A 17,343-nucleotide genomic window follows, 5' to 3' on the forward strand; every position below is an offset into this window, starting at 1 on the left:
GACCGGCCAAACGTGCGGGTCGCGTCGGCACGCGACCCGCACGTCGGCGCGTTACGGCAGGGAACCGATCTGCGCGACCACCAGGTCGATCCGGACGCCCTGGTTCGGGCATCCGCCGCAGTGGCGCAGGCCGATCACCTCGTGCGTGCGACGGGACAGCACCGGCGAGCCCGACGAACCGCCCTCGGTGTCGCACCGGTACGAGACCGGCACCTTGGTGACCGTCGAAACCGCGGTCCACATAGGACTTGAGCGGTGGTCAGGCCTCGCGTCCCGGGTCGAGCGCGGCCGAGTCGACCACCTCGTCGAACGACGTGTAGACGCCGTCCGGGATCGAGTGCAACGCGTGCACGGTGTCCTCGTCGGCGTTGTTGCGCGACGCGTGGTCGACCAGCCGGCCCTTGTCCGCCGGGTAGCGGACGTCCCCCAGCGCGGTGCGCAGCCTGCCCACCGTCGTCGTGTCGCTCATGGCACTCCCTCCACGCTCGGACCGTGCCCACCGGGTTACCCGGCACGGCGGCGGCACATGCCCCGTCCGATGCGGAGGTCGGGCGCCAGTGCCGCGACCAGCGGTTTTTGCCGGTCGCGGCGCTAGTGGCGCAGTCGGCCGGTGATGCCGTGGCCGTCCGTCGCCACGCCCTCGATCGTCGTCGGGTCCACGCTCCACCGGCGGGCCAGGGCCAGCACGTCGCCCTCACCGGGCACGGTGTCCCACCACGCCTCGTCGTCCGGCGACTCGGGCCGGGTGCCGATGCCCAGCGCGGTCTCGTCGGCCGTCACCTCGCCCTCGAACAGCGGGACGCCGGCGCCGTCGAAGTGGTAGGCCCGGCGCAGCCGCCCGTCCGCGGCCAACGCCCAGGCGCACGCGCCGGTGACGCGGTAGGTCTGGAAGAACTGCGCGTGCCCGAGCCGCGCGCTCAACCCGACGACCCACTCCAGGAAATCCGGGCTGGCCGCGTCGGGCAGGCCGCGGCCCGGCACCAGCACCCAGGGGCCGATCGGCGGTGCGACGAACACCGCGCCGTCGTAGGCCAGTCCGACGCCGTGCGCCCAAGTCGCCCGCTTGCGCCGGATCAGGCCGAGCACGTCGGCCGCGGTGGACGGGTCCGGTGCGGTGACGGCGAGCCACCAGCACTGGTAGCCGAACGGGACAGCCCGGTCCACGCCGATGCCGAAAGCCACGCCTCGATCCTCGCATCCCGCCCGCGCCGCCGCCCCCGTTTACCGCGGTCCCGAAAGTGTGGAACAAATTGAAACAAAAGCTGTAAACCAGGCTAAACCGGCACCGGCCCCGTCGAGTCCCGCACGACCAACGTCGTGGACAGCTCCAGGTGCAGCGCCTCGGGCCGGTGGCCGTCCAGGACGCGCATGAGCTGGGTGACCGCGATCCGGCCCATCTCCTGCAACGGCTGGCGGACCGTCGTCAACGCGGGACGGGTCGCCCGGCTCAGGTCGATGTCGTCGAATCCGGCCACGGAGAGGTCCTCCGGCACCCGCAGGCCGCGGTCGTGGGCGGCTTGGAGCGCGCCCACGGCGAGCTTGTCGTTGAAGCACACGATCGCGGTCGGCCGGTCGGGCTCGTCCAGCAGTTCGCCGGCCGCGCGCAGCCCCTCCGCCGTGGTGGGCTCGACGTGGTGGACGCGGTGGCGTGCGGGCAGGACACCCGCCTGGGCCAGCGCGGCGTGGTGGCCCGCCGTGCGGGCGTCGCCCGCCAGCCACTCCACGGGTCCGGCGATCACGCCGATGTCGCGGTGACCCAGCTCGACCAGGTGCGCGGTGAGCGCGCGTGCGCCCGCGAGGTGGGCCGCGGACACCGACGCGATGTCCGGCGGCGGCGCGGTGCGCGGGTCCACCACGACGAACGGGAAGCCGCGCCGGGCCAGCGCGACGAGCCGGTCACCGTCCTCCGGCGGCAGGATCAGGATCGCGGCGTCGACGTCCGGCTCGTCGGGCAGCGCGGTGAGCACGTCGGCGTGCTGCGAGGTCACGCCCGCGTCCAGGACCACGCGGACGCCGTGCAGCCGCAGCGTCTCCGCGATCGAGGAGACGATCAGGCCGAAGTAGTCGGTCAGCAGGTAGGGGCAGCGGACGTGGACCGTGCGGCGGCGGCTCTCCGGCGCGGCGGACCGGCTGCGCGCCATCGCCTGGAGCACGAGCTCACGCGTGCGCGGTGCCACGTTGACGTGGTCGTTGAGCACCCGGGAGACGGTGGCGATCGAGACGCCCGCCTCGGCGGCGATCTCGCGCACCCGCGCACGCCTGTTCACCTCGGCATCTTAACCGCGTCTTGCACCTTGACTCGCTCGGCACGTCAGGTGTTCCATCACGAAACACATTTTCGGCTTTTGTTACATCTGCGCTCGAAGGAGAGCGATGAAGAGATCCCGGGCGATCGCCCTGACCGCGGCCTTGGTGCTCCCGGTGAGCCTGACCGGCGCCGTCCAGGCGGCGGGCCACGACACGATTTCGGCCCGGGTGTGGGTCACCGCGGTGGACCGGAGCGAGGTGCTGGCCGAACGCCCGCCGGTGGCGTTCCGGACCGGGACCTCGCCGCACCAGACCATCGTGGTGGACCCCGACGTGGCCTACCAGGAGGTCGACGGCTTCGGCGCGTCGATCACCGACTCGTCGGCCGACGTGCTGCACCGGCTCTCCCCCGCGCTGCGCGAGGAAACGATGCGCAAGCTGTTCGACCCGGTGCGCGGCATCGGCGTGAGCTTCCTGCGCCAGCCGATCGGCTCCTCCGACTTCACCGCCGAGGCCGAGCACTACACCTACGACGACGTGCCGCCCGGCGAGACCGACTTCCCGTTGCGCCACTTCAGCACCGCCCACGACGAGGCCGAGATCCTGCCGCTGCTGCGCCGGGCGAAGCAGCTCAACCCGGCCTTGAAGGTCATGGGCACGCCGTGGAGCCCGCCCGCGTGGATGAAGACCACGGACTCGCTGGTGGGCGGCCGGTTGAAGGACGACCCGGCGATCTACGACGCCTACGCGCGGTACCTGGTGAAGTTCGTCCAGGCCTACGCCGCCGCGGGCGTGCCGGTGGACTTCCTGTCGTTGCAGAACGAACCGCAGAACCGCGCGCCCGACGCCTACCCGGGCACGGACATGCCGGTGGCGCAGCAGATCAAGGTCATCGAGGCGCTGGGACCGCTGCTGCGCAAGGCGAGCCCGCGCACGAAGATCCTCGCCTACGACCACAACTGGAGCACGCACCCCAACGACGTCGCGACCACGCCGCCCGGCGAGGACGCGGAGACCGACTACCCGTTCCGGATCCTGGAGAGCCCGGCCGCGCGGTGGGTCGCGGGCACCGCCTACCACTGCTACTCGGGTGACCCGGCGGCGCAGACCGCGTTGCACGACGCGCACCCCGACAAGGGCATCTGGTTCACCGAGTGCTCCGGCTCGCACGGCCCGACCGACCCTCCCGCGCAGGTGTTCCGCGAGACGCTCAAGTGGCACGCCCGCAACGTCGTCATCGGCACCACCCGCAACTGGGCGAAGTCGGTGGTGAACTGGAACATCGCGCTGGACAGCACCGGCGGCCCGCACAACGGCGGCTGCGGCACGTGCACCGGCCTGGTCACCGTCCACCCGGACGGGACCGTGTCCACCGACGCCGAGTACTACACGATCGGGCACTTGGCGAAGTTCGTGAAGCCGGGCGCGCGGCGTGTCGCGAGCACGTCGTTCGGCACCACCGGCTGGAACGGCCAGATCATGGACGTCGCGTTCCGCAACCCGGACGGTTCCACGGCGCTGGTGGTGCACAACCAGAACGACGACCCGCGCACGTTCGCGGTGAACGTCGGCGAGCGGACCTTCGAGTACACGCTGCCCGGCGGCGCCCTGGCCACGTTCACCTGGCCGCGCGGCAAGGCGTTGGACGACAAGCTCGACCCGGTGTCCCTGGCCGGCGCCACCGCCACCTCGGCGCCGACGGGCGAGAACGTGGCCGCCGCCGTGGACGGTGACGCCTCCACCCGGTGGAGCAGCGGTCAGGCCCAGGAGCCCGGCCAGCACCTCCAGGTCGACCTCGGCCGCGCCGCGGCGTTCCGGCGGGTGGCGATCGACAGCGGCGGCAACCTCGGCGACTACGCCCGCGGCTGGCGGCTGGCGGTCAGCGACGACGGCACCGACTGGCGGACCGTCGCCTCGGGCGCGGGCGCCGGCCAGTCGACCACGGTCGACCTGCCGCGCACGCGGGCCCGCTACCTGCGGGTGAGCACCACCGCGGCGGCCGGCAACTGGTGGAGCGTCGCGGACGTCCGCCTGTACCGCTGATCCGTCCCCGGTCGGGGGTCGCGCGTCGCGTGACCCCCGACCTCAGGGAACGGGGATCACGGTGGACCCGCGACACCGGAGGCGCCCGACGACGAGGTCGCGGAGGACTTCAGCCGCCCGCGCGGGACTACACCGTCGCGGTCCAGGCGCGCGAGTTCCTCGACCTGGCTATCGACATCCGCGCTACCCGGGCGAGCGCGATCACCGCGAGAACCTCGTCCAGCACGAACGACGTACCGTTGGTCGGGTGAGCACCCCACCGGCAACCGTCACCCTGAGCGACCACTTCGCCCGCGCGCTGCCCGAGCTGGCCCTCGCCTGGCAGGCCGAGCCCGCTCCGGCGCCGCGCCTGCTCGCGCTCAACGAACGGCTGGCGGGCGAACTCGGCCTGGACGCCGCCTGGCTGCGCGGCCCGGAGGGCGTGCGGCTGCTCGTCGGCGAGCACGTGCCCGAGGGCGTCACGCCGGTGGCGCAGGCCTACGCCGGGCACCAGTTCGGCCACTACGCGCCCCGGCTCGGCGACGGTCGCGCGCTGCTGCTCGGCGAGGTCGTCCACGCCGAAGGCACCCCACGCGACCTGCACCTCAAGGGCTCCGGGCGCACGCCGTTCGCCCGCGGCGGCGACGGGTTGGCGGCGGTGGGCCCGATGCTGCGCGAGTACGTCGTCAGCGAAGCGATGCACGCCCTCGGCATTCGCACGACCCGTGCGCTCGCCGTGGTGGCGACCGGGCGTCCGGTGCGCCGGGAGACCGTGCTGCCGGGAGCCGTGCTCGCCCGGGTGGCCGCCAGCCACCTGCGCGTCGGCAGCTTCCAGTACGCCCGCGCGACCGGCGACGTCGACCTGCTGCGCCGGCTGGCCGACCACGCGATCGCCCGGCACCACCCCGCCGCCGCGGAGGCCGACAACCGCTACCTGGCGCTGTTCGAGGCCGTGGTCACCGCGCAGGCGGAGCTGGTCGCGCGGTGGATGCTGGTCGGCTTCGTGCACGGGGTGATGAACACCGACAACATGACGATCTCCGGTGAGACCATCGACTACGGCCCGTGCGCGTTCATGGAGGCGTTCGACCCGGCCACCGTCTACAGCTCGATCGACCACGCCGGGCGGTACGCCTACGTCAACCAGCCGCGGGTGGCCGAGTGGAACCTGGCCCGCCTCGCCGAAGCCCTGCTGCCCCTGTTCGCCGACGACGAGGAGCGGGGCGTCGCGCTCGCGGTCGAGGCGCTGGGCACGTTCCGCCCGCAGTACAACGACGTCTGGTCGGCGGGCATGGCGGCCAAGCTGGGCCTCGCCGACGCGCCGGCGGAGCTGGTGGACGACCTGCTCACCCTGCTGCGGGACAACCGCGTCGACCACACGTCGTTCTACCGCCGCCTGGGTGCGGCGGCCCGCGGCGACACCGAGCCCGCCCGCGAACTGTTCCTCGACCTCGCCGCGATCGACGCCTGGCTGGCCCGCTGGCGCGCGCTCTCCCCCGACGCCGACGCGATGAGCCGGGTCAACCCCGCCTACATCCCCCGCAACCACCTGGTGGAAGAAGCCCTCGCCGCCGCCACCGATGGTGACCTGGGCCCGTTCGAACGGCTCCTGGACGCGGTGACCGCCCCGTACGACGAGCGTCCCGGCCTCGACCACTTCGCGGACCCGGCACCGGACCACTTCGCCGCCTCCTACCAGACCTTCTGCGGCACCTGAGCCGGCACGAGTTCGCGCACGGCGGCCGCGATGCGCCTACCGCCGCGCCGGTCGCCGAACGGGGACGGCAGGTCGGCGAGCCGGGCCCGCCGCTCGTCGCCGTCGACCAGCCACCCCAGCGCCATGCCGGTGATGTCGTCGTGCGGCGCGACCATCGTGCCGAAGTCGCGCAGCACCTCGGGCCGCTCGGAGGACCGGCCCGCCCTGCCCGGCACCGGCCGCGGCCTGCGGCTGGACGACCGGGTCCAGGCGGCGCTGCCGGCCGGCTGCGGCTGACCCCGGACGACCACCCGACCGGTTGAGCCGGGTCCTGGGCACGACCGATCAGGCGCGGCCGGGACCGGTCTTGGGCACGAAGGCGTAGATGCTCGCGGGCGAGCCGGAGCCGCGCCGGTTGACCGTGCCGCCGACCAGGATGTGGGCGCCCTGCTCGGGCAGCGACGCCAGGTTCGCCAGGATCTCCAGGCTGATCCGGTGCTCGCGGTAGAGCAGCTTGGACACCCGGTACTCGGCGTCCAGCGCGGACTCCGGGCTGAAGGTGTCCGTGCCCAGCGCGCCGCGGCGGCCGAGGCGACCGGTGTCCACCAGCCACCGCACGGCCTCCAGCGAGAACCCGGGCTGGTGCATCCGGCCCTCGGCGTCGAAGTTGAAGAACGCCTCGGTGCCCCAGCGCTCCTCCCACCCGGTCCACAGCACGACCGCGGCCTCGTTCGGGATGCGGCCGTGCCGCCTCTCCCACCGCTGCAGGTCGGCGACGCTCACCTCGTGGTCGGCGCTGCGCGCGGCCTGTTCCCGCACGTCGATCTTCACGGCGGGCAGGAACAGGTCCTCGGCGTCGAGCTCGTCGGCGTGCGGCTGGTCGTCGTTGAAGTGCGCGGGCGCGCCCCAGTGGGTGCCGGTGTGCTCGCCCTGCTGCACGTACTGCAGGTAGAACCCGTGCTCCGGCACCGTGGTCACGGTGGTCAGGGTGAACGCCGGGTCGCCGGGGTAGACGTTGGTCCGGTCCGGGTCGTTGACGTGCGCCAGGTTCACCAACCGGTAGTCGGCCAGGCCGAGCTGACCCGGACGTCCCGAAGCACCCGCCGACCCGCTGCCCGCGATCACGCCGCCCACTGCTGTCGCCACACCCGCGAGCATCGACCGTCTGCGCACCGCCGACCACTCCTCTGCCTAGCCGTCACCCGATCCGGGCAACGGTACCGGCTGGGTGATCACAAGACGACGACCTGCCGGACGGCTTCTCCTGACGCCAAACGGGTGAACCCGGCGTTGATCTCGTCCAGCGTGAGGCGGCCCGACAGCAGTTCCTGCACGGGCAGCTGCCCGGCGCGGTACAGGTCCACGAACCGGGGCACGTCCCGTCGTGGCACGCACGAGCCGAGGTAGCTGCCCTTCAGCGTCCGCTCCTCGGCCACCAGGCTCAGCGCGGGCAGCGTGATCGTGCGGTCGGGGTGCGGCAGGCCGACCGTCACGGTGGTGCCGCCCGCGCCGGTGGCCAGGTACGCCTGCTCCAGCACGGCCGCGACACCGGTGGTGTCGATGACCTTGTCCGCGCCACCGCCGGTCGACGAGCGCACTTCCTCCACCGCGTCGGGACCGCCTGCCACGTCGTGGGTCGCACCGAGCTTGCGCGCCAACTCCCGCTTGTGCGCCACCACGTCCACCGCGATGATCTGTGACGCCCCGGCCGCCCGCGCGGCGAGCAGCGCGGCCAGCCCGACGCCGCCGAGCCCGAACACCGCGACCCGGTCACCCGGCGCGACGCCCGCGCTGTAGAAGGCCGCACCCGCGCCGGTGAGCACCGCGCAGCCGAACAGGGCGGCGATCTCGAACGGCAGGTCGGCGGGCACGAGCGTGGCCGACTTCTCCGACACCACCGCGTACTCGGCGAACCCGGACACGCCCAGGTGGTGGTGCGGGCGCGTGCCGTCGGGCAGCCGCAGCCGCCGTTCACCGCCGAGCAGCGTGCCCGCGCGGTTGGCCGCCGCACCCGGTTCGCACAGCGCCTGCCGCCCCGACACGCACCGGCGGCACGACCCGCAGGCGGGCACGAACGACAGCACCACCCGGTCACCCACGGCGAAGTCCGACGCGCCCGGCCCGGTCTCGACCACCTCGCCCGCGGCCTCGTGGCCGAGCAGCATGGGCAGCGGCCGGAGCCGGGAGCCGTCGATCACCGACAGGTCGGAGTGGCACAGCCCGGTGGCGTGCACCTTGACCAGCAGCTCACCGGCGCCCGGCGGATCCAGCTCCAGGTCGAGCACCTCCAGCGGACCGCCGACCTCGGTCAGCACCGCACCCCTGGTCTTCACGCGACCACCAGCCCTTCCATCGCGGCGCGCAGACCGGCCGGGATCGCCACCGGCTTGCGGGTCTCGCGGTCGGTGAACACGTGTACGAAGTGCCCTTCGGCGACCACGTCGTCCCGTCCTTCCGGGTAGAAGCCGACCTCGTAGCGGACGCTGGAGCGGCCGAGGTGACCGATCCGCAGGCCCGCGTCGACGGCCTCGGGGAACGCGATGGACGCGCGGTAGTTGCAGTGGGATTCCACGCACAGGCCGATGGCCTGCCCGTGGTGGATGTCCAACCCTCCCTCGGTGATCAACCACGTGTTGATCACGGTGTCCATGAAGGCGTAGTGCACGACGTTGTTCACGTGTCCGTACACGTCGTTGTCGTGCCACCGGGTCGGTATCCGCTGCCAGTGCCGGTAGTCCTCGCGCACCTGACCTCCTGAGTCAATCGAGCATCCGGGTCAGCTCGACCCGGGACCGCACCTCGAGCCTGGCGAAGATGTTGCGCAGGTGGTGCTCGACGGTGCGGTGGCTCAGGAACAGCCGCGCGGCGACCTCCCGGTTGGTCGCGCCCTCGGCGACCAGGCGGGCGATCTGCGCCTGCTGCGGGGTCAGGCCGGCGGTGGGGTCGGCGTCGGAGCGGCCCGCGGCCCGGTTGGCGGCGCGGTCGGCGGTCCGGTCGGCCTGGGTCGGGCCGACCGCCTCACCGGCCGCGCGCAGCTCGGCGCGGGCGCGCGCGACCCACCGGTCGGCGTCGTAGCGCTGGAAGATGTGCATCGCCTCGCGCAGCAGGTCGCGCGCGGCGCGGGGCTTGCGGTCGCGGCGCAGCCGGTGGCCGTAGAACAGCTCGGTCTTGGCCAGTTCCATGGCGGTGCCGCTGGCCCGGTGCAGCCGGATCGCCTCGCGGAAGTGCTCCTCGGCGGGCGGGCCGTCGCCGAGCAGGCCGCGGCAGCGGTGCGACAGCGCCAGCCTGGCCGCGCTGCCCGTGGTGCCCGCCCACTTCTCGTACCGCCGCAACGCCCGGTCCCCCGTGGACGGCCGGCCGCAGCCGACCGCGGCCTCCACGACGTGCGGCGCGGCCAGCACCTTGATGCCGGTGTGCACGCCGCCCGATCCGGCGGCCATCAGCCGCAGCCTGTCCAGCGCGTCGGCCGGGCGGTCCAGCGCGAGGTCCACGCAGGCGAACGCCCACGCGCCGAACGTGCCGGAGCGGCCGAGCCCGCGTTCGGCGATCTGCTCGGCGGCGGCGTCGATGCGGTGCATCGCGGTGTCGGTGTCGCCGCGCAGGGCAGCGACCAGGGCGAGGATCGTGAGGTGGTCGACCACGGCGTTGTGCTGGCCGATGGCGGTGGCCGCGTGCACGCCCTCGAACGCCGCCGACAGCGCCGCCGAGTGCTGGTCCAGCAGCAGCGCCGACAGCGCCCGGTAGACCAGCGCCCACGGCACCAGGGCGGTCAGGCCGTGCTCGTGCGCCGCGGTGACCGCGCTGGTGGCCAGCTCGTGCGCGCGGGACGCGTCACCGAGGGTGTAGGCGGCCTGACCGCCCCAGATCTTGGCCTGCGGGTGCGGCACCCGTTCGGCCAGCTCGATCACCGACCGCAGCACGGGCACGGCTTCCTCGTGCCGACCGGCGAAGGTGGCGGCCATGCCCGCGAGGTGGTCCAGGGTGATCCGGGTGTCGTCCGGCTCGTCGGGTCGGCGCAGGCTCGCGGCGAACGCGGCGGTCTCGGCGTACCGGACGTGGTCGCCCGCGATGCTGGCCGCCTCACCGGCGAAGCCGAGCGCGGTGATGGCCAGCGACCGGTGCGTGCCGACGAGTTCGCCCGCCGCGTGCAGCAGCCGGCGCACCGCGACGTCCGGCAGGCCGTTGCCCAGGTCGATGCCGCCGCGCAGCAGCTCGGTGCGGGCCCGCAGCTCGTCGCTGTCGGTGAGCCGGGCGGCGGTGCGCAGCGCGACGCGGGCCCGGCGTGGTGCGCCGGACGCCCAGTGGTCGGTGGCGGCGGCGATCAGGTGGCGTGCTCGGGCGTCGGGATCGGCGGCGAGCGCGGCGGCGCGGTCGTGGTCCCGGGCGGCGGCCGGGTAGTCGCCGCAGCGGCGGGCGCGGCTCGCGGAGTCGGCCAGCCGTTCGGCGAACGCGTCGCGCACCCCCGGCACGCGGGCGGCCTCGTGCCAGGTGCGGCGCGGGCCGCGCGGCAGGTTCTCGGCCAGCGCGGCGTGCGCGGCGTAGCGCAGGGCCAGCGGGATCCCGGTGCGCAGCGTGGAGCGGACCAGCGGGCCGCCGTCGAGCAGCGCGGCGGCCTCCTCCACCGCGGCGAGGTCGAGGTCGGGCATCCGGGCCAGGGCGTCGGCGTCGACCTCGTCGTCCACCACGCTCAACGCCACCGCGAACCGGGCCTGCGGTGACAGGGCGTGGAAGCGGGCGCTGAACCGGGCCCGCAGCGAGCTGTCCTCGGGCAGCGCGTCCGGCGCGGGCGCCGTGCCGCCGAGCTGCTCGGAGGTCAGCGCGCGGGCCAGTTCGGTGAGCGCGAGCGGGTTGCCCCTGGCCAGGTCGGCGACGTCGTCGGCGAGGCCGGGCGCGAGGCCGGGCCGCAGGTCGCGCAGCACGCGCAGGCTGTCGGCGTGGTCGAGCGGGTCCAGCCGCACCCACGGCAGCCCCAGCGGCTCGCCCTCGGTGGCGATCAGCACCGCCACCGGCTCGTCGGCGGCGTGCGCGACGAGTTCCACCAGCCAGTCGGTGTCCTCCAGCAGGTGGGCGTCGTCCACGCACAGCAGCACCCGGCGGTCACCCGTGGAAGTGGTCTCCCGTGCGGCGGCGAGCATCGCGGTCTTGCCCGACCCGGGGCCGCCGCGCAGCACCAGCGCCCCGCCGTGTCCGGCCTGGGCGCGGGCGAGCAACGCGTCGACGGCGACGCGCTGCCGGTCACGTCCGCGCAGCATGTGGCCAGTCTGGCGGGAGGTCCACGGCGAGCGGAAGGGATCGGCGAAAAATTATCTACCAGTGTTAGTTTTCGACCCCGGACCGGTGGTTGCACCGATGCGGAGCGCTCACGTGGTGGCGCAAGGTCATCGCTGTCCGTAGTTCCCTGCCAAGCGAGGTGTACACCGACGTGCAACTCCGCAAACTGATCCCCGCGCTGATCCCCGCGCTGGCCCTGTCCCTGGTCGGCGTGACGCCTGCCACCGCCGCCGAGGAGGAGTTCCGGCGCGGTCCCGCACCGACCAACTCCAGCATCGAGGCGTCCCGGGGCCCGTTCGCCACGGCCTCCACCACGGTGTCCTCCTTGTCGGTCACCGGCTTCGGCGGTGGCACGATCTACTACCCGACCAGCACCGCCGAGGGCACCTTCGGCGCGGTCGCCGTCTCCCCCGGCTACACGGCGGACCAGTCCACGATGGCGTGGCTGGGCCCGCGCATCGCGTCCCAGGGCTTCGTGGTGTTCACCATCGACACCAACAGCCGCTACGACCAGCCCGACAGCCGGGCGAGCCAGCTGCTGTCCGCGCTGGACTACCTGACCCAGCGCAGCACGGTCCGCACCCGGATCGACGCGTCCCGGCTGGGCGTGATGGGCCACTCGATGGGTGGCGGCGGCACCCTGCGCGCCGCCGAGCAGCGGCCCGCGCTCCAGGCGGCGATCCCGCTGACCGCGTGGCACACCGACAAGTCCTGGGGCAGCGTGCGGGTGCCGACCCTGGTGGTCGGGGCCGAGAACGACTCGGTCGCGTCCGTGTCGTCGCACTCGATCCCGTTCTACACCTCGCTGCCGTCCACCCTGGACAAGGCGTACCTGGAGCTGAACGGCGCCAGCCACTTCGCGCCCAACAGCTCCAACACGACGATCGCGAAGTACAGCATCGCGTGGCTCAAGCGGTTCATCGACAACGACACCCGGTACGAGCAGTTCCTGTGCCCGTCCCCGGCGAACAGCTCGCTGATCTCGGATTACCGGGACACCTGTCCGCACGGGGTCTGATCGGCTGATCGCCAGACCCGGGCGTGGCGTCGCGACCAGTCGCGGCGCCACGCCCGTCCCACGAGTCGACCACGCGGTGCCGACATCGAGCCGGCACCGCATTTTTCGTGCCCACTTCCGCGTGAACTTTTCTCCGCACTTGGGCGTTCCGGCAACAGAGAGTTTGCCGTACCACGGTCAACAACACCTTCCGGTGAAATCCGGTACGGCATATGACGTAACCATTCCCACTCGGGGCGAATGCCTCCACCAACGCGCACGAAGATCACCCGTTAATTACTTGCAAGGTGGACAAGGTCCACGGTGAGTACGCACGTCAGGGCCGATTGCCCCTCAGGGGTGTCGTCACATCGGCCGATTCCCGTGGCGTATTCAGGCTCACTACCGTCGTTCCGGACCAATGAGCGAAATCCGATTGGCGGTGTGAGCGGTGACTGTGACCGATTCGGACTTGGAGACCGAGCAGACTCGGTTGAGCCTGAGCACGGCGGCGGCCCGGAACCTGGCGACCACGACCAAGTCCGTTCCCCAGATGCAGGGCATCACCTCGCGGTGGCTGCTCAAGATCCTGCCCTGGGTGGAGGCGAAGGGCGGCGCCTTCCGGGTCAACCGCAGGCTCAGCTACGAGATCGGTGACGGGCGGCTGACCTTCACCAACATCGGTGCGAACGTCCGGGTCATCCCGGAGGAGCTGACCGAACTGGCGCTGCTGCGCGGTTTCGAGGACGTCGAGGCGCTCAACGCGCTGGCCGACCGGTTCGAGCAGCGCGAGTTCGAACCGGGTGCGGTCATCGTGGAGGAGGGCCGCCCGCAGGACTCGGTCTACCTGATCGCGCACGGCAAGGTGAACCGGATCGGCCAGGGCGAGTACGGCACCCAGACCGTGCTCGGCACGCTGGCCGACGGCGAGCACTTCGGCGGCGACGTCCTCGCCGGCCCGCAGGGCGAGTGGGAGTTCACCGTCAAGGCCGTCACGCCGGTGATCCTGCTGGTGCTGCCGTGGGACGTGTTCGAGCAGCTCAACGGTGAGGCGGGCGGCCTGCGCGCGCACATCCAGCGGATGTTCGCGGCGGGCGCCGGCAAGTCCAACGCCTACGGCGAGGCCGAGATCGACATCGCCTCCGGCCACGAGGGCGAACCCGACCTGCCCGGCACGTTCGTCGACTACGAGATCGCGCCGCGCGAGCTGGAGCTGAGCGTCGCGCAGACCGTGCTGCGGGTCCACAGCCGCGTCGCGGACCTCTACAACCAGCCGATGGACCAGGTCGAGCAGCAGTTGCGGCTGACCATCGAGGCGCTGCGCGAGCGCCAGGAGCACGAGATGGTCAACAACCGCGACTTCGGCCTGCTCAACAGCGCCGACCTCAAGCAGCGCATCCACACCCGCACCGGCCCGCCGACCCCCGACGACATGGACGACCTGCTGGCCACGGTGTGGAAGGAGCCGACCGCGTTCCTGGCGCACCCGCGGGTCATCGCCGCGTTCGGCCGCGAGTGCAGCAAGCGGGGCATCTACCCGTCGACCATCGACCTCAACGGCCACCACGTGCCCGCGTGGCGTGGTGTGCCCGTGCTGCCGTGCAACAAGATCCCGGTCACCAAGACCCGCACCAGCTCGATCATGCTGCTGCGCGCCGGCGAGCACAACCAGGGCGTCATCGGCCTGCACCAGACCGGCCTGCCCGACGAGTACCAGCCGGGGCTCAACGTGCGGTTCATGGGCATCAGCGAGAAGGCGATCATCTCCTACCTCGTCAGCGCCTACTACTCGACCGCGATCCTCGTGCCGGACGCCGTCGGCGTGCTCGAGCACGTGGAACTCGGCCGCGAAGACTGATAGTCCCCCCGACAAGATTGGGCAGCTGACGTGACCGTGACAGACCCCGGCCTCGCACCCGAAGAGGCCGAGCAGCAGCGGCACAGCCTGAGCACCGCGGCCGCGCGGAACCTGGCGAGCACCACCAAATCCACCCCCCAGATGCAGGGCATCTCGCCGAGGTGGCTGCTGCGCAAGCTGCCGTGGGTGACCACCCAGGCAGGCACGTACCGGGTCAACCGCCGCCTCACCTACGCGCTCGGTGACGGGCGGGTGAGCTTCACCAGCACCGGCGCCGACATCAGGGTCATCCCGCAGGAGCTGCGGGAACTGCCCGTGCTGCGCGACTTCGCGGACGACGACGTGCTGGTCGCGTTGGCCGGCCGGTTCCGGCAGCGCGAGTTCCAGCCCGGCGACGTGCTGATCTCCTCGGGCGACCGGGCCGAGGAGGTCTTCCTCGTCGCGCACGGCAAGGTGAACAAGATCGGGCAGGGCAAGTACGGCGACCAGACCGTGCTCGACACGCTGGCGGACGGCGACCACTTCGGCGACGAGGTGCTGTTCGGCGACGAACTGGCGTGGGACTACACCGTCAAGGCGATCACGCCGGTGATCGTGCTGACGCTGCCGTGGCGGTCGGTGCAGGAGCTCGGCGAGCACGCGGAGGCGCTGCGGGCGCACATCGACGGGTTCGCGCGCGACGCGGGCAAGCCGCAGAACAAGCACGGCGAGGCGGAGATCGAGATCGCCTCCGGGCACGAGGGCGAGCCGGACCTGCCGGCGACCTACGTCGACTACGAGTTGTCCCCGCGCGAGTACGAGCTGGAAGTGGCGCAGACCGTGCTGCGCGTGCACAGCCGCGTCTCCGACCTCTACAACTACCCGATGAACCAGACCGAGCAGCAGTTGCGGCTGACCATCGAGGCCCTGCGCGAGCGGCAGGAGCACGAGATGATCAACAACCGCCGCATCGGGCTGCTGCACAACGCCGACCTCAAGCAGCGCATCCACACCCGCACCGGCCCGCCGACCCCCGACGACCTGGACGAGTTGCTGTCCCGGCGGCGCAAGACGGGTTTCGTGCTGGCCCACCCGCGCACGATCGCCGCGTTCGGCCGGGAGGCGAGCAAGCGGGGCCTGTACCCGGGCACCACCAACGTGGACGGCACGCAGGTCGTGACCTGGCGCGGCGTGCCGCTGCTGCCCTCGGACAAGATCCCGATCACGCCGCAGGGCACCACGTCGATCCTGGCCATGCGGGTCGGCGAGCAGGACAACGGCGTGATCGGGCTGCACCAGCCGGGCATCCCGGACGAGGTGCAGCCGAGCCTGAACGTGCGGTTCATGGGCATCAACGAGAAGGCGATCGTGTCGTACCTGGTCAGCGCCTACTACTCGGTGGCCGTGCTGGTGCCGGACGCGCTCGGGGTGCTGGAACACGTGGAGATCGGCCGGTCCTGACCTGATCCCGGTCCGTGCTCGACGGGCCTGGACCTGGACTTGGCGGCGCCGTCCCACCCGGCAGCCGGGTCACCACACCCGGCTGCCGCACCGCCTTCGCGCGTACCCGCGCGCTGCCCTCGCGTGCCCATGCCTGGGCCGCCCGTGCCTGCCGCCCTCACGGCGGCCCCCGAACAGGAGTTGTGGCGATGACACAGGAGTTGTGGCGATGACCGACCTCGACGTGAGCCTCGATCACCGGTCCGCGCGCGAGGTGCTGGACTGGAGCCGTGCCGGGGTCGATCCGGCGTTGCGGACGGCGGTGGACCGGTTGCCCGACTCGATGCGGGCGATCGCCGGTTACCACTTCGGGTGGTGGGACGAGCACGGCAGGCCGACCGGCGCGGACGCGGGCAAGGCGATCCGGCCGGCGTTGGCGCTGCTGGGCACGCAGGCGGTGGGCGGGGCGGTGGACGCGGCGCTGCCGGCCGCGGTGGCGGTGGAGTTGGTGCACAACTTCTCGTTGCTGCACGACGACGTGATGGACGGTGACACGACTCGCCGCCACCGGCCGACCGCGTGGCACGTGTTCGGGGTGAACCCGGCGATCCTGGCCGGTGACGCGTTACTGACGTTGGCGTTGGACGTGCTGGCCGGCAGCGGTCACCCGAACGCGCAAGAGGCGATCCGGGTGCTGTCGTCGGCGGTGCAGCGGTTGTTGGAGGGGCAGAGCGCGGACTTGTCGTTCGAGGAGCGCACCGACGTGCAGTTGGCGGAGTGCGTGCGGATGGCCGAGGGCAAGACCGGTGCGCTGCTGGGGGCGGCTTGCGCGGTGGGCGCGTTGTACGGCGGCGGGCGGCCGGACCAGGTCGAGCACCTGCGGTCGTTCGGGGAGCGGGTCGGGTTGGCGTTCCAGTTCGTGGACGACCTGCTCGGCATCTGGGGCGACCCCGAGGTGACCGGCAAGCCGGTGTACTCGGACCTGCAGAACCGCAAGAAGTCCCTGCCCGTCGTGGCCGCCCTGACCTCCAACACCCCGGCCGCCCGCGAACTGGACTCCCTCTACCACGCCGAACAGCCACTCACGCCGACCGACCTGGCCCGTGCCGCGGACCTGATCGAGACCTCGGGCGCCAGGTCCTGGAGCCAAGCCAGGGCCGACGACCTCCTCGTCCGCGCCCGGGAACACCTGCGCGCCGCCGCCCCGTCCGAACGCGCCGCCCTGGAACTGGACGCCGTCGCCCGCCTCGCCACTCACCGCGATCACTGACCGACCACCCCAACCCCCACAAGCCCTTGACCAGCACTTACCTCACCAGCGACCACCACCAAGGGGTGAATCTGAACCCGACTACCAAAGAAAACACCGTTATCCGCATCCTGAAACGTCGGTTGAAACAACGAGGCCGGCAACCAACCGCCCGCCCCGCGCACCAACCACCACCCCCAACCCACCCCGCCGCCTGCCCGACCCCGCCACCTGCCCGACCCGCCCCCACACCGGCCCCGGCTGCCTGCCCCACCTCGCCGCCTGCCCGACCCAGCCCGTGCCCGACCCTGACGGCGTGCCCGACCCGACCCCGTGCCCGAGCTGACGGAACACCGAACCCTCACCGAACCCGCACCGGGACCGACAGCGAGTCCGGAACAGGCGCCGGGACCGGATCCCGCACCGAGATCGGGACTGGGACTGGGCGCTACGCCAAGCCCCGGGCTTGACTGGAGACGACCCGTCCGACCCTGACGGGACATCCGGTCCGACGACGGGACATCCGGTCCGACCCGACCGGATCCCACGCCCGGACTTGACGAGACACCCGACCTGACGAGGAG

Annotated in this window: 15 protein-coding genes; 6 read left to right on the plus strand and 9 right to left on the minus strand. The window is 72.4% G+C overall.

Annotated features, from left to right (window positions below):
- Window positions 1-51: 51 nt before the first annotated feature.
- The 4 genes from B0I31_RS13500 to B0I31_RS13515 all read right to left on the minus strand — a co-directional run bounded on the left by B0I31_RS13500 (window position 52) and on the right by B0I31_RS13515 (window position 2,267).
- On the minus strand, window positions 52-213 hold the full coding sequence (locus B0I31_RS13500; RefSeq protein WP_181320148.1) for a trypsin-like serine peptidase: 162 nt from the start codon (window positions 211-213) through the stop codon (window positions 52-54).
- A gap of 46 nt (window positions 214-259) precedes the next feature.
- A complete protein-coding gene (locus tag B0I31_RS13505; RefSeq protein ID WP_106615693.1) occupies window positions 260-469 on the minus strand; it encodes a DUF2795 domain-containing protein in 210 nt (69 codons plus the stop codon).
- Between the two features lie 122 nt (window positions 470-591).
- A complete protein-coding gene (locus B0I31_RS13510) occupies window positions 592-1,182 on the minus strand; it encodes a hypothetical protein (RefSeq protein ID WP_106615694.1) in 591 nt (196 codons plus the stop codon).
- 92 nt (window positions 1,183-1,274) lie between these two features.
- Window positions 1,275-2,267 carry a LacI family DNA-binding transcriptional regulator gene (locus B0I31_RS13515; protein ID WP_106615695.1) on the minus strand — a complete coding sequence of 331 codons (993 nt, stop codon included), beginning with the start codon at window positions 2,265-2,267 and terminating at the stop codon, window positions 1,275-1,277.
- 106 nt (window positions 2,268-2,373) lie between these two features.
- Here B0I31_RS13515 and B0I31_RS13520 point away from each other — a divergent pair, with 106 nt between their 5' ends.
- Complete coding sequence (locus B0I31_RS13520; protein ID WP_106615696.1) at window positions 2,374-4,290, plus strand: discoidin domain-containing protein; 1,917 nt, start codon at window positions 2,374-2,376, stop codon at window positions 4,288-4,290.
- Between the two features lie 247 nt (window positions 4,291-4,537).
- A complete protein-coding gene (locus B0I31_RS13525; RefSeq protein ID WP_106615697.1) occupies window positions 4,538-5,986 on the plus strand; it encodes a protein adenylyltransferase SelO in 1,449 nt (482 codons plus the stop codon).
- Here B0I31_RS13525 and B0I31_RS13530 read toward each other — a convergent pair.
- From B0I31_RS13530 to B0I31_RS13550, 5 genes are all read right to left on the minus strand, one after another.
- Window positions 5,962-6,201 (minus strand): hypothetical protein, encoded by a 240-nt coding sequence (locus B0I31_RS13530; RefSeq protein ID WP_146173835.1) that lies wholly within the window; start codon window positions 6,199-6,201, stop codon window positions 5,962-5,964. The genes B0I31_RS13525 and B0I31_RS13530 overlap by 25 nt on opposite strands.
- Window positions 6,202-6,310: 109 nt before the next feature.
- Window positions 6,311-7,111 carry a cyclase family protein gene (locus tag B0I31_RS13535; protein ID WP_245949867.1) on the minus strand — a complete coding sequence of 267 codons (801 nt, stop codon included), beginning with the start codon at window positions 7,109-7,111 and terminating at the stop codon, window positions 6,311-6,313.
- Window positions 7,112-7,197: 86 nt separating this feature from the next.
- Entirely contained in the window at window positions 7,198-8,298 is a 1,101-nt protein-coding gene (locus tag B0I31_RS13540; protein WP_106615700.1) for a zinc-binding dehydrogenase, read from the minus strand.
- Window positions 8,295-8,711 (minus strand): acyl-CoA thioesterase, encoded by a 417-nt coding sequence (locus tag B0I31_RS13545; RefSeq protein ID WP_106615701.1) that lies wholly within the window; start codon window positions 8,709-8,711, stop codon window positions 8,295-8,297. Before B0I31_RS13545 ends, B0I31_RS13540 begins: the two co-directional genes overlap by 4 nt.
- Before the next feature lie 13 nt (window positions 8,712-8,724).
- Complete coding sequence (locus B0I31_RS13550) at window positions 8,725-11,217, minus strand: LuxR family transcriptional regulator (RefSeq protein WP_106615702.1); 2,493 nt, start codon at window positions 11,215-11,217, stop codon at window positions 8,725-8,727.
- A gap of 170 nt (window positions 11,218-11,387) precedes the next feature.
- On the opposite strand from B0I31_RS13550, the gene bdeA reads away from it, so the two are divergent.
- From bdeA to B0I31_RS13570, 4 genes are all read left to right on the plus strand, one after another.
- Window positions 11,388-12,254: a bis(hydroxyethyl) terephthalate hydrolase gene (gene bdeA / locus B0I31_RS13555; RefSeq protein ID WP_219910696.1), complete on the plus strand. Its 867-nt coding sequence runs from the start codon at window positions 11,388-11,390 to the stop codon at window positions 12,252-12,254.
- Window positions 12,255-12,684: 430 nt separating this feature from the next.
- Entirely contained in the window at window positions 12,685-14,091 is a 1,407-nt protein-coding gene (locus B0I31_RS13560; protein WP_106615703.1) for a family 2B encapsulin nanocompartment shell protein, read from the plus strand.
- A 30-nt stretch (window positions 14,092-14,121) separates the two neighbouring features.
- Window positions 14,122-15,531: a family 2B encapsulin nanocompartment shell protein gene (locus tag B0I31_RS13565; protein WP_106615704.1), complete on the plus strand. Its 1,410-nt coding sequence runs from the start codon at window positions 14,122-14,124 to the stop codon at window positions 15,529-15,531.
- Window positions 15,532-15,739: 208 nt separating this feature from the next.
- The gene (locus B0I31_RS13570) at window positions 15,740-16,780 is read left to right on the plus strand and encodes a family 2 encapsulin nanocompartment cargo protein polyprenyl transferase (RefSeq protein WP_106615705.1); all 1,041 of its coding nucleotides are present in this window, start codon (window positions 15,740-15,742) and stop codon (window positions 16,778-16,780) included.
- Window positions 16,781-17,343 lie beyond the last annotated feature (563 nt).

This window comes from Saccharothrix carnea (assembly GCF_003014735.1).
GTDB lineage: Bacteria > Actinomycetota > Actinomycetes > Mycobacteriales > Pseudonocardiaceae > Actinosynnema > Actinosynnema carneum.